Origin of the sequence: Streptomyces sp. NPDC093260, from assembly GCF_040683715.1 — a bacterium.
Taxonomy (GTDB): Bacteria; Actinomycetota; Actinomycetes; order Streptomycetales; family Streptomycetaceae; genus Streptomyces; species Streptomyces sennicomposti.
The window spans coordinates 387,922-406,333 of record NZ_JBFBEK010000004.1 but is presented as its reverse complement, the minus strand read 5'-3'; the positions used below and the strand labels follow the sequence as shown (position 1 = coordinate 406,333).

The following is an 18,412-nucleotide window of genomic DNA, read 5'->3' as shown; positions in this document are numbered from 1 at the left end:
TCCGCGGGGCGGGGCGGCGGTTCGGCGGGGGCGGGGCTGCGGCGCGTTGGGCCGGGCCGCCCGTCCGGGTTACGCTTGATGGTCACCCTCCCCCCGGCCCCCGGGCCGGGGTCATCCCAGTCAGCTCACGAAGGTAATCCCCGCGATGTCTGTCGAGTCGGTCTTCCCACAGCTCGAGGCCCTGCTGCCGCATGTGCAGAAGCCGATCCAGTACGTGGGCGGTGAACTGAACTCCACCGTCAAGCCGTGGGACAGCTGTGACGTCCGCTGGGCGCTCATGTACCCGGACGCGTACGAGGTCGGCCTGCCCAACCAGGGCGTCATGATCCTCTACGAGGTGCTCAACGAGCAGGACGGCGTCCTGGCCGAGCGCACCTACAGCGTCTGGCCCGACCTGGAGGCGCTGATGCGGGAACACGACGTCCCGCAGTTCACGGTGGACAGCCACCGCCCGGTCAAGGCGTTCGACGTGTTCGGCCTGTCCTTCTCCACGGAGCTGGGCTACACCAACATGCTCACCGCCCTGGACCTGGCCGGCATCCCGCTGGAGTCCAAGGACCGCACGATCGACGACCCGATCGTCCTCGCCGGCGGCCACGCGGCCTTCAACCCCGAGCCGATCGCCGACTTCATCGACGCGGCCGTCATCGGCGACGGCGAACAGGCCGTCCTCGACATGACCCGGATCATCCGCGAGTGGAAGGCCGAGGGCCGCCCCGGCGGCCGCGAGGAGGTCCTTCTGCGGCTGGCGAAGACCGGCGGCGTGTACATCCCCGGCTTCTACGACGTCGAGTACCTGCCCGACGGCCGGATCGCCCGCGTGGTCCCCAACCGCTCCGGCGTGCCGTGGCGCGTGTCCAAGCACACGGTGATGGACCTGGACGAGTGGCCCTACCCCAAGCAGCCGCTGGTCCCGCTGGCCGAGACGGTCCACGAGCGGATGTCGGTGGAGATCTTCCGCGGCTGCACCCGCGGCTGCCGCTTCTGCCAGGCCGGCATGATCACCCGCCCGGTGCGCGAGCGCTCCATCACCGGCATCGGCGAGATGGTCGAGGCCGGGCTGAAGGCGACCGGCTTCGAGGAGGTCGGCCTGCTGTCGCTGTCCTCCGCGGACCACAGCGAGATCGGTGACATCGCCAAGGGCCTCGCCGACCGCTACGAAGAGGACAAGATCGGCCTGTCCCTGCCGTCCACCCGCGTGGACGCCTTCAACGTGGACCTGGCCAACGAGCTGACCCGCAACGGCCGCCGCTCCGGCCTGACCTTCGCGCCCGAGGGCGGCTCCGAGCGGATGCGCAAGGTCATCAACAAGATGGTCTCCGAGGAGGACCTGATCCGCACCGTCGCCACCGCCTACGGCAACGGCTGGCGCCAGGTGAAGCTGTACTTCATGTGCGGCCTGCCCACCGAGACCGACGACGACGTGCTGCAGATCGCCGACATGGCCACCCGCGTCATCGCCAAGGGCCGCGAGGTCTCCGGCTCAAACGACATCCGCTGCACGGTCTCCATCGGCGGTTTCGTCCCCAAGCCGCACACCCCCTTCCAGTGGGCGCCCCAGCTCTCCGCCGAGGAGACCGACGCGCGCCTGCAGAAGCTGCGGGACAAGATCCGCGGCGACAAGAAGTACGGCCGCTCCATCGGCTTCCGCTACCACGACGGCAAGCCCGGCATCGTCGAGGGCCTGCTCTCCCGCGGCGACCGCCGGATCGGCGCCGTCATCCGCGCGGTCTACGACGACGGCGGCCGCTTCGACGGCTGGCGCGAGCACTTCTCCTACGACCGCTGGATGGCCTGCGCGGACAAGGCGCTGGCCCCCTTCGGCGTCGACGTCGACTGGTACACCACCCGCGAGCGCTCCTACGAGGAGGTCCTGCCCTGGGACCACCTGGACTCCGGCCTGGACAAGGACTGGCTCTGGGAGGACTGGCAGGACGCCCTGGACGAGACCGAGGTCGAGGACTGCCGCTGGACCCCGTGCTTCGACTGCGGCGTCTGCCCGGCGATGGACACCAACATCCAGATCGGCCCCACGGGCAAGAAACTGCTCCCCCTGACGGTCAAGAACACCACCCCGGCACCGAGCCACGCCCACTGACGCCGGGTCAGTCCGATCGCAGGGTGACACGCCCCCGTGACGCTTCCCCGTCACGGCAGGGATCCGTACGGCGGCTCTCCGCGTCCTTCACGTCATGGAACCGGAGAAGCGGGGGGCCGGCGGGCCGGAGCGGCGGGAGCCCGAAGGGTGTCTCGTCGTGGCGGTGCGGTTGCCGGTGCGGATCGTCGTGCTGGTGCTCGTCGTGCCCGTGCGTGTCCTGTGGGACGTGCTCGTCGCCGGCGGGAGGCTCCTGCGCGACCATGTGCTGCGGCCGCTCGGGCGGGCGCTGTTCGTGTGGCCGTGGGTGCGGCTGTGGCGGTACGCCGTCGTACCGGTCGGCCGTGCGCTCGCCCGGCTCTGGCGCGTCCTCGTCGTCGTGCCGCTCGGGTGGGCGTACCGCTGGGTGCTGACGCCGGTCGGGCGCGCGATCGCCTGGGTGGCGCGCGGGATCGGGGCGGCGCTGGAGTGGGTGTACGCGCGCGTGCTGACGCCCGTCGGGCACGCGTGCGCGTGGCTGCTCAGAGGACTGGTCCTGGTCCTCGCCGCGGTCGGGGCCGCGACCTGGGCGGGGGCCGCCCGGCTGGTGCGGTGGCTCGTCGTCGTACCGGCGCTGTGGCTGTACCGGTGGGTCCTCGCGCCGGTGGGACGGGCGCTCGCCTGGTGCGCGCGGGGGCTGTGGCGGCTGCTGGGGCTGCTGGTCGCCGGGGTCGGCATGGTCCTGTACTGGATCTGCCGGGTGTTGTTCGTCGTGCCCGCGCTCGCCCTGGGGCGGTGGGTGCTCGTCCCCGTCGGCCGTGTCCTCGCCGTCCTGGGGCGGGAGACCGCCGACGCGTTCCGGCACGCCTGGCGGGTGGCCGGCCGTGTCTCGCGCGCCCTCGGGCGGCTGTTGGCGACCCTGCTGCGGTGGACGGTCGTGACGCCCGCGCGCTGGACGTACCGCACGGTGCTGACCCCGGCCGGGCACCTCGTCCGGGACGCCGTACTGCGCCCGGCGGGCCGGGCCGCGCGCGCCGCCGGCCGCACCGCCCGCCAGATGCTGGACGCGGCCCGCAGGACCGCACGGCAGACCAGGGCCGACATCCGCCGGGCGCTGCTCGGCACCCCCGGGCCGACGGCCCGGGAGGAACCCGTCACGGCCGGGACGCGTACCCTGGAGGGCAGGACCGGGCGCGAAGCGTCCCCGCAGCCGCGGGGGTGACCGCGCGCCGCACCTGAGCGCTCCCCGCCCACGCGGGGCCGGCGCCGCGGTCCGTCCGCCGTACACAAGGAGAAGTTCCACTGGGCAAGCGACAGCCCGAAGGCCCGCCGCCCGCACCCGCGGTGCAGCGCATCCGACTGCGTTACACCAAGCGCGGCCGCCTCCGGTTCACCAGCCACCGTGACTTCCAGCGCGCCTTCGAGCGTGCGCTGCGCCGCGCCGAGGTGCCGATGGCGTACTCGGCGGGGTTCACCCCGCACCCGAAGGTCTCCTACGCCAATGCCGCACCCACCGGCACGGGCAGTGAGGCGGAGTACCTGGAGATCGCGCTCACCGCGCCCCGCGACCCGGAGCGGCTGCGCGTCCTCCTCGACGAGTCGCTGCCCGCCGGGCTCGACATCGTCGAGGCGGTCGAGGCCCGTACCCCGGGACTCGCCGACCGGCTGACCGCTTCCGTGTGGGAGTTGCGGCTGGACGGCGTGGACCCGGCCGAGGCGGAGTGCGCGGTCGCCGCCTTCAACGGCGCCGCGAGCGTCGAGGTGCAGCGCCTGACCAAGAACGGCATGCGCACCTTCGACGCCCGTCCGGCGGTGGTGAGCCTGGCGAGCGCGGAATCGCCTGGTGCGGCTGTTGATAGGCCGACCGACCAGCCCTGTGCGATACTGCGGCTGGTTGTTCGGCACGTGACGCCTGCCGTACGACCCGACGACGTCCTGTCCGGTCTCCGCGCCGTGGCCGACCTGGCGCCGCCGGTCCCCGTAGCGGTGACCAGGCTGGCGCAGGGGCTGCTCGATGAAGAGACCGGCACGGTGACCGACCCGCTCGCGCCCGACCGCGAGGCAGACCCGGCCGCCCCGGCCGCAGTATCAGGGGCCGCCGGCGCCGCCGCCGCGAAGGCGTCTGCGTAGGGAAGGTTCCGTAGGGACGGACGTCGAAGCGCCGCCCTCGTACTCGGGAGCCACCTGGGTCGGGCAGCGCACCGACCAGAAGACTTTCGCCAGGCCGTATGCGACAAGGCGTACGGAACCGGCGAGACAGGACTACAGACAGCTCCCGTGTGGCGCCCGCGCCCCGGACGGCGGCCGTCGCGCACCGCGCGGCCGCGGACGTCAACGGCGTCCGACCGGACACGGTCGTATGCCGGACCAGGCGCGGCGCCCGGGAGCCCTGACGGGAGATACGCCCGCATGCTCGAACCGACCGAGCCCACCAAGGGTTCCGAAGAACTGAACACCCCCAGCGACACCCTGCCGCCGCGTCGGCGTCGGCGTGCCGCGTCCCGGCCGGCGGGTCCGCCGGCCGGTGCCGCCGCCGAGACGTCGGCGGAGCTGACCGCGCCGGCCATACCGCCCGCCGACTCCGCCGAACTCGCGGAGGACACCGGGGAGACGGAGCAGGCCGCGGCGAGCGCCGCGCCCGAACAGGCCGCCGTCGCCGAGCCCGCGCCGCCGCGCCGCACCCGCCGCCGGGCCTCCGCGCCGACCGGCGCGCCGAAGGCAGCCGAGGCCGAGGCGAGCGCCGAGACCGTGGTGGCGAAGAGCGCCGACACGGCCGCCGCGCCGGCCGTCGACGAGACCACCGCAGGAACGGTGGAGTCCGGCGAGGCCGCGGCCCCGCGCCGCACCCGCCGCCGTGCCACCCGCAGCGTGACCGCGCCCGCCGGCGCCCCGGCCGCCGCCGAGACCGCCGAGACGGTCGTCGCCGCCGCGCCCGCGGACGCCGCGGTGAGCGCCGTTGCGGCCGAGCCGAAGACCGAGGCCGTCGCCGAGTCGCCCGCGCCCGCCCGCCGCACCCGCCGCCGGGCCTCCGCCCCCAGCGGTGCGCCGAAGGCCGCCGAAGCTCCCGCAGAGACGCCGGCCGCACCCGCCGAGGACGCCGCCGGGACGCCGGCCGCCGAGGCCCCCGCCGCTGCGGCCGAAGCCCCCGCCGAGGAGGCCGCGCCCAAGGGCCGTACGCGCCGCCGGGCCACCCGCAAGACGGCCGCGCCCGCCGACCAGTCGGTGAGCGAGGCGCCCGAGGCCCCCGCCGCCGAGCCGGTGACCGAGGCCCCCGCCGCCGCGGAACCCGCCGTGGAGGAGCCCGCCGTCGAGGCGGCACCGCCGCGCACCCGCCGCCGCGCCACGCGCCGCGCCGCCGCACCGGCCGGTACGCCGGAGACCGCCGTGGGCGAGCAGGCCCCTGCCGCCGAGACGCCCGAGGTCCCCGCCGCCGAAGCCCCGCAGGCTCCGGAAGCCGCCAAGGCCGCCGAGGCCTCGCCCGTCGAGGCCGAGGCCCAGGAGCCCGCCGAGGACGCCGCGCCGCGGCGCGGCCGCCGCCGGGTCGTACGGCGTGCGGCGACCGGGTTCTCCGAGCCCGCCGCCAAGACCGCCGCCGCGCGGGCCGAGGCCGCCGAGGCCGAGTCGGCGCGCCGTCCGGCGCGCCCGTCCGTGGCCGTGTTCCAGCCGCCGGTCTTCGCCGAGCCGAAGTTCCAGACCCCGCAGCGGGCCGCCGCCGAAGCGGCCGCCGAGGCGGCGGAGGCCGAGGAGCCGGAGGAGACCGAAGAGCTCGCGCAGGCCGCGCAGGAGCAGGAGCAGCCCGAGCAGTCCGGGACCCGGCGTCGCCGCCGGCGTCGTGGCGCCGCGCAGGACGAGGAGCCCGAGGCGGCCCCGGCCGTGGCGGAGGACGAGCCCCAGGCCGAGGAAGCCGACGAGGCCGAGGAGCCCGAGGACGTCGCCGACGGTGAGGACGGCGAGGAGGGCGCCTCGCGCCGCCGTCGCCGTCGTGGTGGCCGTCGCCGCCGCCGGGGCGAGAGCGCCGAGGCCGGCGGTGACGAGGACGCGGAGGAGAGCGAGGAACTCGCCGCCGCGCAGGCCGCCGAGGACGCCGAGGACACCGCCGAGCAGATCGAGGAGGACGCCGAGGACGCCGAGGAGTCCGCCGACGACGAGGACCACGCGGCCGGCGGCAGCAACAGCAGCCGGCGTCGCCGCCGTCGCCGTCGCCGCGCCGGCGACAGCGCCCCGGAGGCCGAGCCGTCCGCCGACGACCCCGAGCGCACCGTCGTCAAGGTCCGCGAGCCGCGCAAGAAGGACGAGCGGCCCTCGGACGAGGTGCAGTCCATCAAGGGCTCGACGCGTCTGGAGGCCAAGAAGCAGCGCCGCCGCGAGGGGCGCGAGCAGGGTCGCCGCCGGGTGCCGATCATCACCGAGGCCGAGTTCCTGGCCCGCCGCGAGGCCGTCGAGCGCGTGATGGTGGTCCGCCAGCACGGCGACCGCACCCAGATCGGCGTCCTCGAGGACGACGTGCTCGTCGAGCACTACGTCAACAAGGAGCAGGCCGTCTCCTACGTCGGCAACGTCTACCTCGGCAAGGTGCAGAACGTCCTGCCGTCGATGGAGGCCGCCTTCATCGACATCGGCAAGGGCCGCAACGCCGTGCTGTACGCGGGCGAGGTCAACTTCGAGGCGCTCGGCATGTCCGGCGGCCCGCGCCGGATCGAGTCCGCGCTGAAGTCCGGCCAGTCGGTGCTGGTGCAGGTCACCAAGGACCCGATCGGCCACAAGGGCGCCCGCCTCACCAGCCAGGTCTCCCTGCCGGGCCGCTACCTCGTGTACGTGCCCGAGGGCTCGATGACGGGCATCAGCCGCAAGCTGCCCGACACCGAGCGGGCCCGGCTGAAGACCATCCTCAAGAAGATCGTCCCCGAGGACGCGGGCGTCATCGTGCGCACCGCCGCCGAGGGCGCGAGCGAGGACGAGCTGCGCCGGGACGTCGAGCGGCTCCAGGCGCAGTGGGAGGAGATCAAGAAGAAGTCGAAGAACGGCGGCAGCGCGCCGACGCTGCTGTACGGCGAGCCGGACATGACCGTCCGGGTCGTGCGCGACATCTTCAACGAGGACTTCTCCAAGGTCATCGTCAGCGGCGACGAGGCGTGGGAGACCATCCACGGTTACGTCTCGCACGTCGCCCCCGACCTCGCCCCGCGCCTGTCGCGCTGGACGAGCGAGGTGGACGTCTTCGCCACGTACCGGATCGACGAGCAGCTCGCCAAGGCGCTGGACCGCAAGGTCTGGCTGCCGAGCGGTGGTTCGCTGGTGATCGACCGGACCGAGGCGATGGTCGTCATCGACGTCAACACCGGCAAGTTCACCGGCCAGGGCGGCAACCTGGAGGAGACGGTCACCAGGAACAACCTGGAGGCGGCCGAGGAGATCGTGCGCCAGCTCAGGCTGCGCGACCTGGGCGGCATCATCGTGATCGACTTCATCGACATGGTGCTGGAGTCCAACCGGGACCTGGTGCTGCGCCGGCTGCTGGAGTGCCTGGGCCGGGACCGGACCAAGCACCAGGTGGCCGAGGTGACCTCGCTGGGTCTGGTGCAGATGACCCGCAAGCGGGTCGGCCAGGGCCTGCTGGAGTCCTTCTCCGAGACCTGCGTCCACTGCAACGGCCGCGGTGTCATCGTCCACCTGGACCAGCCGTCGGCCGGTGCGGCGGGCGGCAAGCGCCGCAAGCGCGCCCGGGCCGGCGCCGAGCCGCACGAGCACGAGCACGAGGCCGTGGCGGCCGCCCCGGTCAGCGCCGAGGAGGAGGCCGAGACGGAGGCGGAGGTCGCCGCCGAGGTCGCCGAGCCGGCCGCGCTGCCCGCGCCCGAGATGGCGCCGGACGAGGAGCTGTACAGCAGCATCGCCGAGGCGGAGGCGGCGGCCTCCCGGGGCCGTGGCCGGCGCCGGACGAGCCGTCGGGCGTCCGCTCCGGCGGGTGCGCCGAGGGCCCTGGCCGACGGTGCCGCCCCGGCGCCCACGGCGCGGGAGGTCACCGCCGAGCGGGAGGCCGGGCGCCCGGTGCGCCCGGAGCCGGCCGCCGAGGCGCAGTCCGAGCCGGTGGCCGTCGAGGACCCGGTGGTCCCGGCCGCCGTGACCGAGGCCCCCGAGGCGCCCGCCGAGGAGGCCGCGCCGAAGGGCCGTACGCGCCGTCGCGCGACCCGCAAGGTGTCGGCGCCGGCCGGTTCCCCGGCGGGGGCCGAGGCCGCGGTCGTGACGGTGTCGGAGCCGGCCCGTCCGCAGGAGGCCTCCGAGGCCCCGGCGGAGCCGGAGGCGCGGGCCGTGACCGAGCCCGCGGCCGAGCCGGTGGCCGAGGCGCCCGCCGAGTCCGCCGCCCCGGCGCGTCCGCGCCGCCGCGCGGTGCGCAAGGCGACCGCGCCGACCGCGCCCGAGGAGACGGCCGTCGTGGTCGTCCCGTCGGCGCCGGCGGAGCCGCAGGCGGCCGAGGAGACCGGGGCCGCCGACGCGGTGGAGGCCGCCGAGGCCGACGGGAGCGGTGACGAGGGCGCCGCCCCGGCCAAGAAGACGGCCCGCAAGGTCGCCAAGAAGGCCACGGCGAAGAAGGCCGCCACCAAGAAGACGGCGGCCAAGAAGACGGTCGCGAAGAAGGCCACGGCCAAGAAGGCGACGAAGACCGCCAAGACGGCCACGGCCGCGAAGAAGTCGGCGTCGAAGAAGACGGCGGCGGCGCGCTCGGCGTCCGCCCCGTCCTCGGCCGACGAGTGACCGGCTGAGCGAACGCCCGTGTGGGCCCGGGGCGCACACCGTCCCGGGCCCGCCGCGGTTCACGGCCGCGTGGGCGGCCCGGCCGCACCGGGAGTGCGGAGACCGGCACGGGCACGGCTCGGGCGGGCGCGAGTCCGGGGGGTTCCTGCCCCCGCACGGCACCCGCCGTGCCCGCGGTGTCCGGCGTCCGCGGAGTCCGCCGCGCGCCCTGGCGTGAGGAGCCGCACACCCGCCGCGCCCCGCCCGGTTTGACCCCCGAGCGGGCGGGCCCGTAACCTTGACCGTCGGCGTGTCCGTTGCACATGCCACATCCCCGTAAACCTCTTCCTCCCGGGCACACGGCTGACCGGGAGAGGTCGTCCCTGTTCCAGGGCGACTGGCCTGCGGGGGTGCCGTTTCTTCGAGCGAAAGAGAGATCCGCGTGTACGCCATCGTGCGCAGCGGTGGTCGCCAGCACAAGGTTGCTGTCGGCGACATCGTTGAGGTTGACAAGATTTCCACCGCCAAGGTTGGCGACACGGTCGAGCTCTCGACCCTGCTCGTTGTCGACGGCGACGCTGTGACCAGCGACCCGTGGGTGCTGGCCGGCATCAAGGTCCAGGCCGAGGTCGTGGACCACCACAAGGGCCAGAAGATCGACATTCTGCGCTACAAGAACAAGACCGGCTACCGTCGTCGGCAGGGCCACCGCCAGCAGTACACGGCGATCAAGGTCACGTCGATCCCCGCGGCTGCGAAGTAAGGGACTGAGGAGACATGGCACACAAGAAGGGCGCATCGTCCACCCGGAACGGTCGCGACTCCAATGCCCAGCGGCTCGGCGTGAAGCGCTTCGGCGGTCAGGTCGTGAACGCCGGTGAGATCATCGTCCGCCAGCGCGGCACCCACTTCCACCCCGGCGCGGGCGTCGGCCGTGGCGGCGACGACACCCTGTTCGCGCTGCAGGCCGGTGCGGTGGAGTTCGGCTCCCACCGCGGCCGCAAGGTCGTGAACATCGTCCCGGTCGCCTGACCGGAGGCTTTCGCGAGGCGGACCTCACTTCCCGGTCGGGAAGGCGGGTCCGCCTTTCGCGTGTTACGCAAGAGACATCCCCGTAGTTCTGGAGGCACCTACCATGACCACCTTCGTGGACCGCGTCGAGTTGCACGTCGCCGCGGGTAACGGAGGCCACGGCTGTGCCTCCGTACACCGCGAGAAGTTCAAGCCGCTCGGCGGCCCGGACGGCGGCAACGGCGGGCGCGGCGGCGACGTGATCCTCACCGTCGACCAGTCCGTGACCACGCTGCTGGACTACCACCACTCGCCGCACCGCAAGGCCACCAACGGCAAGCCCGGTGAGGGCGGCAACCGCTCCGGCAAGGACGGCGCCGACCTGGTCCTGCCGGTGCCGGACGGCACCGTGGTGCTGGACCGCGCGGGCAACGTCCTCGCCGACCTGGTCGGCCACGGCACGTCCTACGTCGCCGCGCAGGGCGGCCGCGGCGGCCTCGGCAACGCGGCGCTGGCCTCGGCCCGCCGCAAGGCGCCCGGCTTCGCGCTGCTCGGCGAGCCGGGCGACGTCGGCGACATCGTCCTGGAGCTGAAGACCGTCGCCGACGTGGCGCTCGTCGGCTACCCGAGCGCCGGCAAGTCCTCGCTGATCTCGGTGCTGAGCGCGGCCAAGCCGAAGATCGCCGACTACCCGTTCACCACCCTGGTGCCGAACCTCGGTGTGGTGACGGCCGGTTCGACCGTCTACACGGTCGCCGACGTGCCCGGTCTGATCCCGGGCGCCAGCCAGGGGCGCGGTCTGGGACTCGAGTTCCTGCGCCATGTGGAGCGGTGCAGCGTCCTCGTGCACGTCCTGGACACCGCGACCCTGGAGTCCGACCGCGACCCGGTCTCCGACCTCGACGTCATCGAGGAGGAGCTGCGGCAGTACGGCGGCCTCGGCAACCGTCCGCGCATCGTCGTGCTGAACAAGATCGACGTGCCCGACGGCAAGGACCTCGCGGAGATGGTCCGCCCGGACCTGGAGTCGCGCGGTTACCGGGTCTTCGAGGTGTCGGCGGTGGCGCACACCGGCCTCAAGGAACTGTCGTACGCGCTGGCCGAACTGGTCGCAGGCGCGCGCGCCGCCCGTCCGAAGGAGGAGGCGACGCGGATCGTCATCCGGCCCAAGGCCGTGGACGACGCCGGCTTCACGGTCACCCGCGAGGAGGACGGCCTCTACCGCGTGCGCGGCGAGAAGCCCGAACGCTGGGTGCGCCAGACCGACTTCAACAACGACGAGGCCGTCGGCTACCTCGCCGACCGGCTGGGCCGCCTCGGTGTCGAGGAGGAGCTGATGAAGGCGGGCGCCCGCTCCGGCGACGGCGTGGCCATCGGCCCCGAGGACAACGCGGTCGTCTTCGACTGGGAGCCCTCGGTGATGGCCGGTGCGGAGATGCTGGGCCGCCGCGGTGAGGACCACCGTTTCGAGGCGCCCCGGCCGGCCGCGCAGCGCCGCCGCGACCGCCAGGCGGAGCGGGACGAGTCGCAGCAGGAGTTCGACGACTTCGAGCCCTTCTAGCCGTCCGCCCCCGGGCGGGGATCCGCGGGCCGTGCGCCCGCCCGGGCCGCGGAGACCACGTACGGAAGCCGCCTCGCCGATGTCCGGCGGGGCGGCTGTGACTTACTCAACGCCCGGCGTGAGTTATGTCCATTACGCAGCATTTGATGGCAGTTAAGGGTCTGGCACGGCTATGCAGACGTGAGGTAAACACACTGCATACTTGGTATCGCCTTACTTTTGCCTCATGGCCTAGCGGAGCGGGCCGTTCGCCGAGCCGTTCCCGTCAAGGAGTACCCGCAGTGCGAAATCCTGAAGCATCCCGATTGGTCGGTGTGTACCGGCGGGCGGTTCCGGTCGGCGCGCGACGTGTCATCGCCGAGCATGTCGGCACCGACTTCCGGGAGCAGCTGAAGTCGGGGATCGCCGCGGCCGCCGAGATGCGCAACCAGGTCAAGCGGGTACGGGTCGTGCGCCGCAACCGGGAGCTGCTGGCCCGCCACGACCGCCAGGTCGTCACCGTGGACGGCGCCCCGCGCATCGCCCATGTCGTCCCCGACGTCACTCCGCTCCAGGCCCGCAGGGCGAACCGCGACGAGGTGGCCGCCGCGCTCCGTGCCGCCGGCGTCGACTACTTCTGCGTGCGCTCCTCCTCCGAGACCTCGGCCGCGATAGCCGTCCGCGCGGACGACCGTGAGCGGGTCCTCACCGCACTGCGCCAGGCCTGCCGAATACGCCCCGGCTACGTCGTCCGGGTCCGCAAGGGCCAGCCGCACGAGGAGTCCGCACTGCCCGGCTACGGGCACGGCCCGTGGAAACGGGTGGCCAACGCCGACATCGTCCGCTGCACCTGGTACCTCACCGACCAGACCGGCCGGCTGATACTCGGCCTGCGCTACGGCTGCGACATCGAGTTCTGGCGGCAGGAGGGCGACCAGCTGGTCTCGCCCCGCCGCAACGCCGTCGCCGAGGCCGTACCGGTGGCCGAACCGGGGGCGGAGGCGGACGACAGCCTCTTCACCGACCTCGCACCGCTCCCGGAGGACGAAGAGGAGCCGGTGCGCGTGCGTACCCGCCCGGCCTTCGCGGCGGCGGCGGTGGGCCGCAGGACCTTCCCCATCGACGTCGTCTACACCTGGGTGGACGGCTCCGACCCGGAATGGCTGCGCCAGCGGGCCAGCTTCTCCGACACCCCGTACCACGACGAGGCGGCCAACGCCGCGCGCTATCTCAGCCGGGACGAGCTGCGCTACTCGCTGCGCTCGCTGCACCTGTACGCGCCCTGGGTCCGCAACATCTACCTCGTCACCGCCGACCAGACGCCGCCGTGGCTGAACACGGACCACCCGCGGATCAAGGTCGTCAGCCACAAGGACATCTTCCGGGACCCGGCGTCGCTGCCGACGTTCAACTCCCACGCCATCGAGAGCCAGCTGCACCACATCGACGGCCTCGCCGAGCACTTCCTGTACTTCAACGACGACGTGATGCTCGGTCAGGAGATCCTGCCGCAGCAGTTCTTCCTGCCCAACGGACTCGGCAAGTTCTACCTCTCGCCCGCCCTCGTCCCGTTCGGCGACCCCTCCCCGGAGGACCCGCCCGTGGCGGCGGCCGGCAAGAACAACCGCAGGCTGATCGCGGAGCGCTTCGGCGACAACATCTTCCAGAAGATGAAGCACGTCCCGCACGCCCTGCACCGCAGCGTTCTGGAGGAGATCGAGCGGGAGTTCCCCGAGGAGCACCGCCGCACCGAGGCGAGCCGGTTCCGCAGCACCGGCGACATCTCGGTGGCCTCCTCCCTCCACCACTACTACGCGTTCCACACGCAGCGTTCCTTCTCCGGCGAGGGGCTGGTCTACCGGTACTGCGACGTCGGCAAGCCCGGCGTCGAGCGGGTGCTGGGCCGGCTGCTGGCCGCGCGTGACGCGCATGTGTTCTGCCTCAACGACACGACCTCCACGGAGGCCGAACTCAGCCGCCAGCAGGCCCTCATGGCCCGCTTCCTGGACGAGTACTTCCCCTTCCCCAGCCCCTACGAGCGTGGTGCGGACAACTGATGAGACAACTTCCTACCCCGCACAAGGTGATGCGCAAGGGGTATGACGTGGTGCGCTCGGCACGGTCGCGACTGGACAGTCTCGTTCTGGTACCGCCGAGCGCCGACGACTGGCCGCGGGTCACCGCCCAGCACCTCTCCCTTCTGGACGGCAGGACCCTCAACTTCTGCGTCCGCGTCCCCGAGGGGATCTCCGCCTCGGCGGCCTCCCTGCTGCTGGGCGGCTCCTCCTCCCCGGTCGTCGTGCCGCTGACGCTCGTCCAGCGCGGTGACGGCTCGGTCGAGGCGTCGGGCACCGCCGTCCTCGACCTGATGGAGGCGGACGCCGGCGAGCAGCGGCCGGTGCCGGTACCCGCCGGGGTGCGCAGGTTCCTGCTGGGCTCCGGGCAGTGGCGGCTGTCCGTCGTCTTCACCGACGCCTCCGGGGAGGACCGCCGGTTCGCCGTCGCCAAGGCGCCGCGGCTCATGCCCGACGGCCCGACCGACCCGGAGCCGGTCCGCGAGGACGGCACCTACTGCCGGCTCATCGCCTCCGGCACCGGCCGCGCGTACGTCTCCCTGGGCCGCGGCGACGCCGAGGCCGAGCTGATCGCCGTACGGATCGGCTGGTCCGAGGTGACCATCGAGGGCCGGCTCGTCAACGCGCCGGCCGACGAGTGCCACGGCGACATCGAACTGGTCCGCAGGAACGGCCGGACGGCCCGCGCGGTGCCGACCACCTGGCAGGGCGACACCTTCGTCGGCTCGATCCGTACGGCCGACTTCGGTGACTTCAGCGCCAAGGAGCAGATCTTCGACGTACGTCTGCAGCGGCCGCGGCGCCGGTCGCTGAAGGTGTCCCGGCAGCGCACCGACGTACGCAGCCCCCGCGACGTCTTCCGGATGCCGCACCGGCTGCTGACCTCGGAGGGCGACGACGCCGTGCTGAGGATCAACCCGTACTACACGCCCATCGGAAGCCTCGCCTTCCGCGCGGCTCACCTCCCCTCTGGATGTTGACAATGAAGATCACGTTTCTGCTCACCTGGGGCGACGAGATGGGCGGCACGGAGCAGGCCGTCTACACCCAGGCGACACATCTGGCGCCGCGGCACACCGTCGAGGTCCTCAGCGTCTTCAAGACCCGGGAACGCCCCTTCTTCTCCGTGGACGAGCGGGTCCCCGTGCGCTACCTCGTGGACCGCACCGGCAAGACCGAACGCCCGGTCCGCGAGAGCGACATCGGCGCCGAGGAGTGCCGCCGCCTGGCCGGGCTGCCCAGCGACCTGATCAGCCCCAAGTGGGAGGCGACGTTCGACGCCCTCTCCGACGTCGAGATGAACCGCGCCCTGCGCACCCTCGACACCGACATCCTCATCACCACCTCGCCGGCCCTCATGTCCGCCGTCGCCGACCTGGTGCCCTCCCGGGTGATCACCATCCACCAGGAGCACCGGCCCTCGCAGCTGCGCGGCGCCACCGGCGAGCCGCTGCTGCTGCGGGCCCCGGAGATCGACGCGCTGGTCGTGCTGACCGAGCGCACCAAGCAGTGGCTGGAGGAGTCGCTCGGCAAGGCCGCCCCGCGCCTGGCCGCCATCCCGAACGCCATCCCCGAGGGCTTCCGCCCCCGCTCCAGCCTCACCGGCAAGAGCATCGTGATGCCGCGCCGGCTGGTGCCGGACAAGCAGGTCGACCACGCCATCCAGGCGTTCGCCAAGGCGCTGCCCGACCATCCCGGCTGGCGGCTGCGGGTCTTCGGCGACGGCCCGCAGATGTCCCGGCTGCGCAACATGGTCCAGGGCCTCGGTCTGCACGACGCCGTGGAGATCCTCGGCCCGAGCCAGCACATGACGGAGGAATGGGCCAAGGCCAGCCTCACCATGCTGCCCTCACAGGACGGCGAGGCCTTCCCGCTGGTCCTCCTGGAGGCGTTCGCGGCCGGCGTCCCGGCGGTGGCGTACGACATCGTCACCGGCCCCGCCGAGATCATCCGGCACGGTGTGGACGGGCTGCTCGTGGCGCCCAACGACATCGACGGTCTGGCCGAGTCCATCTCCCGGCTGATGGGCGACGAGGAACTCCTGCGCTCCTACGGGGAGCAGGCGTACGAGGGCTCCGCCCGCTTCGCCGCCGACGTCATCGTCAAGCAGTGGGAGGAGCTGTTCACCGAACTGCTCTACCGCCGCGACGACCCGCAGCGGATGGCCGAGCGCGCCGACCGCATGGCACACCGCGTCGCCCACGGCGGCGCGGGCCGCTTCCACGCCGCGGTCGCCGCGGACCGCACGGCGCCCTCCTCGGGCGACCAGCGCGCCCGCGAACTGGTGATCGGCGCGGCCAACCGCAACCTGGTGCGGGCCAGCGGCCGCCTCTCCGAGGTCCGCGACGACCTCCAGGGATCGGACGTCATCCAGCGCAACTTCGAGACGGTCGTCGCCGCGCTGGAGAATCACGGCGTCCCCTACGTCCTGCTGCGCGACCGGGACGACACCCCGCGCCGGCGTCTGGCCGTGGACACCGTCCACCAGCTGGCGGCCCGCAAGGCCCTGGCCGGCGACTACGAGGGCAAGGCGGTCTACGCCGAGCTCCTCAAGCCCCGGACGCACGCGCCCGGCGTGCTGCTCGCCGAACGCCTGGAGGGCGCCGGAGAGGTGGCCGGGCTGCGGGTCTTCCGTCCCGTGGTGACCTCCAGCCGCACGCTGCGCTTCGGTCCCGCCTACGGCTGCGACATCGAGTTCTGGCGCCAGGTGCCCGAGGAGGAGGGCGGCGACGGCCAGTTCGTCGCGCCGCTGCGCGCCAGCGCCGTCGGTTCCAAGCTGCCGACGCTCACCGCGGACGCCCGACTGCGGGTGCGCGACCGGGAGTACCCGACGCTGGAGCCCTTCACCAAGAAGCTGGTCAGCGACATCACCTTCCCGGTGGACGTCGTCTACACCTGGGTCGACGACTCGGACCCCAGCTGGCAGGAGCGGCGCGCGCGGCGGCGCGCGGAACTCGGCTTCACCGCCGAGGCCGCGGGCTCCGGTGACGAGGCCGCACGCTTCCGCAACCGCGACGAGCTGCGCTACTCGCTGCGCTCACTGGCGATGTTCGCGCCCTGGGTGCGCAAGGTCTACCTGGTCACCGACGACCAGACCCCGCAGTGGCTGAACACCGCGCACCCGGACATCAAGGTGGTGTCGCACCGCGACGTCTTCACCGACACGTCCTGCCTGCCGACGTTCAACTCGCACGCCATCGAAAGCCAGTTGCACCACATCGACGGGCTGTCCGAGCACTTCCTGTACATGAACGACGACGTGTTCATCGGCAGGCCGCTCACCGCGCAGAAGTTCTTCCAGCCGAACGGCACCAGCCGCTTCTTCTGGACCCCGACCACCGTGCCGATCGGCGAGCCGAGCGAGACGGACGAGGGCTACTTCGCCGCGGCGAAGAACAACCGCCGGCTGCTGGAGGAGCGCTTCGGGGTGACCGTGGCGAACAGCTTCGCGCACGCTCCGCACCCGCTGCGCAAGAGCGTCCTGGACAGCATCGAGGCGGACTTCCCCGAGAGCGTGGCCCGCACCGCCGCGAACCCCATGCGGGGCTGGCAGGACATCTCGATGGTCTCCTCGTTGCACCACCACTACGGGTACCTGACGGGCAAGGCGGTGCCGAGCAGCATCCGGTGCGCCTACATCGACGTCGGCAACTACTCGCGTCACCCGGAGCTGACGCGACTGCTGGCGATCCGCGGCCACGACGTGTTCTGCCTCGGCGAGTCCCAGGACGCCGAGGTCCCGGACCAGGAGCAGGCCCGCATCATCGGCTCGTTCCTGCGCGCGTACTTCCCGGTGAAGAGCCCGTACGAGCTCTGAGGAGACCGCGTGACGACGGGGGGCTGTCCCGGTGCCGGGACAGCCCCCCGTCCGTGCGCCGTACGCCGCACCACGAGGGTCGCCCCCTTCCTGCCGTGCCCGCTATGCCCCGTTGTGCCGCATTCGATTTTCGCCGGGGCATCGGTCAAGGTGGTCGAAACGGTACGGACAGAGGAGACGGGACCATGAACTGGCTGGTCACGGGAGGCGCCGGTTACATCGGGGCGCACGTGGTGCGCGCCCTGGCCGAGGGCGGCGAGAACGTGGTCGTCTACGACGACCTGTCGACCGGCTCGGCCGACCGCGTGCCCGACGGCGTGCCGCTGGTCGTGGGCACCGTGCTGGACGCGGACCTCCTGGAGCGCACCCTGCGCGACCACGACATCTCCGGTGTCGTGCACATCGCGGCCAAGAAGCAGGTGGGGGAGTCCGTCGAGCGGCCCCTGTACTACTACCGGGAGAACGTCACCGGTCTGCAGACCCTGCTGGCCGCCATGACCGCCACCGGCGTCGACCGGATCGTCTTCTCCTCCTCCGCCGCGGTGTACGGCATGCCGGACGTCGAACTCGTCACCGAGGACACCCCCTGCGCGCCCATGAGCCCCTACGGCGAGACCAAGCTGGTGGGCGAGTGGCTGATCGCCGCCGCCGCCCGGGCGCACGGCTTCAAGGCCGCCGCCCTGCGCTACTTCAACGTGGCCGGCGCGGCCACGCCGGAGCTGTCCGACTCGGGCGCCTCCAACCTCGTTCCGATGGTGTTCGAGCGGCTGGACGCCGGGCGGGCGCCCCTGGTCTTCGGCGACGACTACGCCACGCCGGACGGCACCTGCGTACGCGACTACATCCACGTCCAGGACATCGCCTCCGCCCACCTGGCCGCCGCCCGCCGCCTCGCCGACGCCCCCGAGGGCACCTCGCTCGTCCTCAACATCGGCCGCGGCGAAGGCAGTTCGGTACGCGAGATGGTGGACCTCATCCTCAAGACGACCGGCCGGGAGGACGTCGTCCCGGAGGTCGCCGACCGCCGTCCCGGCGACCCGGCGAGCGTCGTCGCCTCGGCCGACCGCATCCGCGCCGAGCTGGGCTGGAGCGCCCGGCACGGCCTGAACGACATGATCGAGTCCGCCTGGCGGGGCTGGCGCCACCGGCACGGCTGAGACCTCAGG

General features: G+C 73.0%; 11 protein-coding genes. All 11 read left to right on the top strand.

What is annotated here, in order from left to right; translation table 11 throughout:
• The first annotated feature begins 145 nt into the window (after positions 1 to 145).
• Positions 146 to 2,098 carry a TIGR03960 family B12-binding radical SAM protein gene (locus AB0N63_RS07945; RefSeq protein ID WP_365525610.1) on the top strand — a complete coding sequence of 651 codons (1,953 nt, stop codon included), beginning with the start codon at positions 146 to 148 and terminating at the stop codon, positions 2,096 to 2,098.
• Positions 2,099 to 2,192: 94 nt separating this feature from the next.
• Positions 2,193 to 3,296, top strand: coding sequence for a hypothetical protein (locus AB0N63_RS07940; protein WP_365525607.1), 1,104 nt, complete (start codon positions 2,193 to 2,195; stop codon positions 3,294 to 3,296).
• A 122-nt stretch (positions 3,297 to 3,418) separates the two neighbouring features.
• Positions 3,419 to 4,204 (top strand): TIGR03936 family radical SAM-associated protein, encoded by a 786-nt coding sequence (locus AB0N63_RS07935; protein ID WP_365525605.1) that lies wholly within the window; start codon positions 3,419 to 3,421, stop codon positions 4,202 to 4,204.
• Between the two features lie 279 nt (positions 4,205 to 4,483).
• Positions 4,484 to 8,824 (top strand): Rne/Rng family ribonuclease, encoded by a 4,341-nt coding sequence (locus AB0N63_RS07930; protein WP_365525603.1) that lies wholly within the window; start codon positions 4,484 to 4,486, stop codon positions 8,822 to 8,824.
• Positions 8,825 to 9,245: 421 nt separating this feature from the next.
• On the top strand, positions 9,246 to 9,566 hold the full coding sequence (gene rplU / locus AB0N63_RS07925) for a 50S ribosomal protein L21 (RefSeq protein ID WP_030749991.1): 321 nt from the start codon (positions 9,246 to 9,248) through the stop codon (positions 9,564 to 9,566).
• A 14-nt stretch (positions 9,567 to 9,580) separates the two neighbouring features.
• Complete coding sequence (gene rpmA, locus AB0N63_RS07920; protein WP_009188584.1) at positions 9,581 to 9,835, top strand: 50S ribosomal protein L27; 255 nt, start codon at positions 9,581 to 9,583, stop codon at positions 9,833 to 9,835.
• A 103-nt stretch (positions 9,836 to 9,938) separates the two neighbouring features.
• Positions 9,939 to 11,375 (top strand): GTPase ObgE, encoded by a 1,437-nt coding sequence (obgE, locus tag AB0N63_RS07915; protein WP_365525598.1) that lies wholly within the window; start codon positions 9,939 to 9,941, stop codon positions 11,373 to 11,375.
• 281 nt (positions 11,376 to 11,656) lie between these two features.
• Entirely contained in the window at positions 11,657 to 13,411 is a 1,755-nt protein-coding gene (locus AB0N63_RS07910; protein WP_365525596.1) for a stealth family protein, read from the top strand.
• Positions 13,411 to 14,409: a hypothetical protein gene (locus tag AB0N63_RS07905; protein WP_365525593.1), complete on the top strand. Its 999-nt coding sequence runs from the start codon at positions 13,411 to 13,413 to the stop codon at positions 14,407 to 14,409. The genes AB0N63_RS07910 and AB0N63_RS07905 overlap by 1 nt, the downstream gene beginning before the upstream one ends.
• A gap of 2 nt (positions 14,410 to 14,411) precedes the next feature.
• On the top strand, positions 14,412 to 17,246 hold the full coding sequence (locus AB0N63_RS07900; RefSeq protein WP_365525592.1) for a stealth conserved region 3 domain-containing protein: 2,835 nt from the start codon (positions 14,412 to 14,414) through the stop codon (positions 17,244 to 17,246).
• Positions 17,247 to 17,431: 185 nt separating this feature from the next.
• On the top strand, positions 17,432 to 18,403 hold the full coding sequence (gene galE / locus AB0N63_RS07895; protein ID WP_365525589.1) for a UDP-glucose 4-epimerase GalE: 972 nt from the start codon (positions 17,432 to 17,434) through the stop codon (positions 18,401 to 18,403).
• Positions 18,404 to 18,412: the final 9 nt, after the last annotated feature.

Excerpts from the sequence above, each read along its gene's own strand:
- AB0N63_RS07930 (WP_365525603.1), top strand. The coding sequence starts at position 4,484 with ATGCTCGAACCGACCGAGCCCACCAAGGGTTCCGAAGAACTGAACACC.
- AB0N63_RS07945 (WP_365525610.1), top strand. The coding sequence starts at position 146 with ATGTCTGTCGAGTCGGTCTTCCCACAGCTCGAGGCCCTGCTGCCGCAT.
- rpmA (WP_009188584.1), top strand. The coding sequence starts at position 9,581 with ATGGCACACAAGAAGGGCGCATCGTCCACCCGGAACGGTCGCGACTCC.
- obgE (WP_365525598.1), top strand. The coding sequence starts at position 9,939 with ATGACCACCTTCGTGGACCGCGTCGAGTTGCACGTCGCCGCGGGTAAC.
- galE (WP_365525589.1), top strand. The coding sequence starts at position 17,432 with ATGAACTGGCTGGTCACGGGAGGCGCCGGTTACATCGGGGCGCACGTG.
- AB0N63_RS07900 (WP_365525592.1), top strand. The coding sequence starts at position 14,412 with ATGAAGATCACGTTTCTGCTCACCTGGGGCGACGAGATGGGCGGCACG.
- AB0N63_RS07905 (WP_365525593.1), top strand. The coding sequence starts at position 13,411 with ATGAGACAACTTCCTACCCCGCACAAGGTGATGCGCAAGGGGTATGAC.
- AB0N63_RS07940 (WP_365525607.1), top strand. The coding sequence starts at position 2,193 with ATGGAACCGGAGAAGCGGGGGGCCGGCGGGCCGGAGCGGCGGGAGCCC.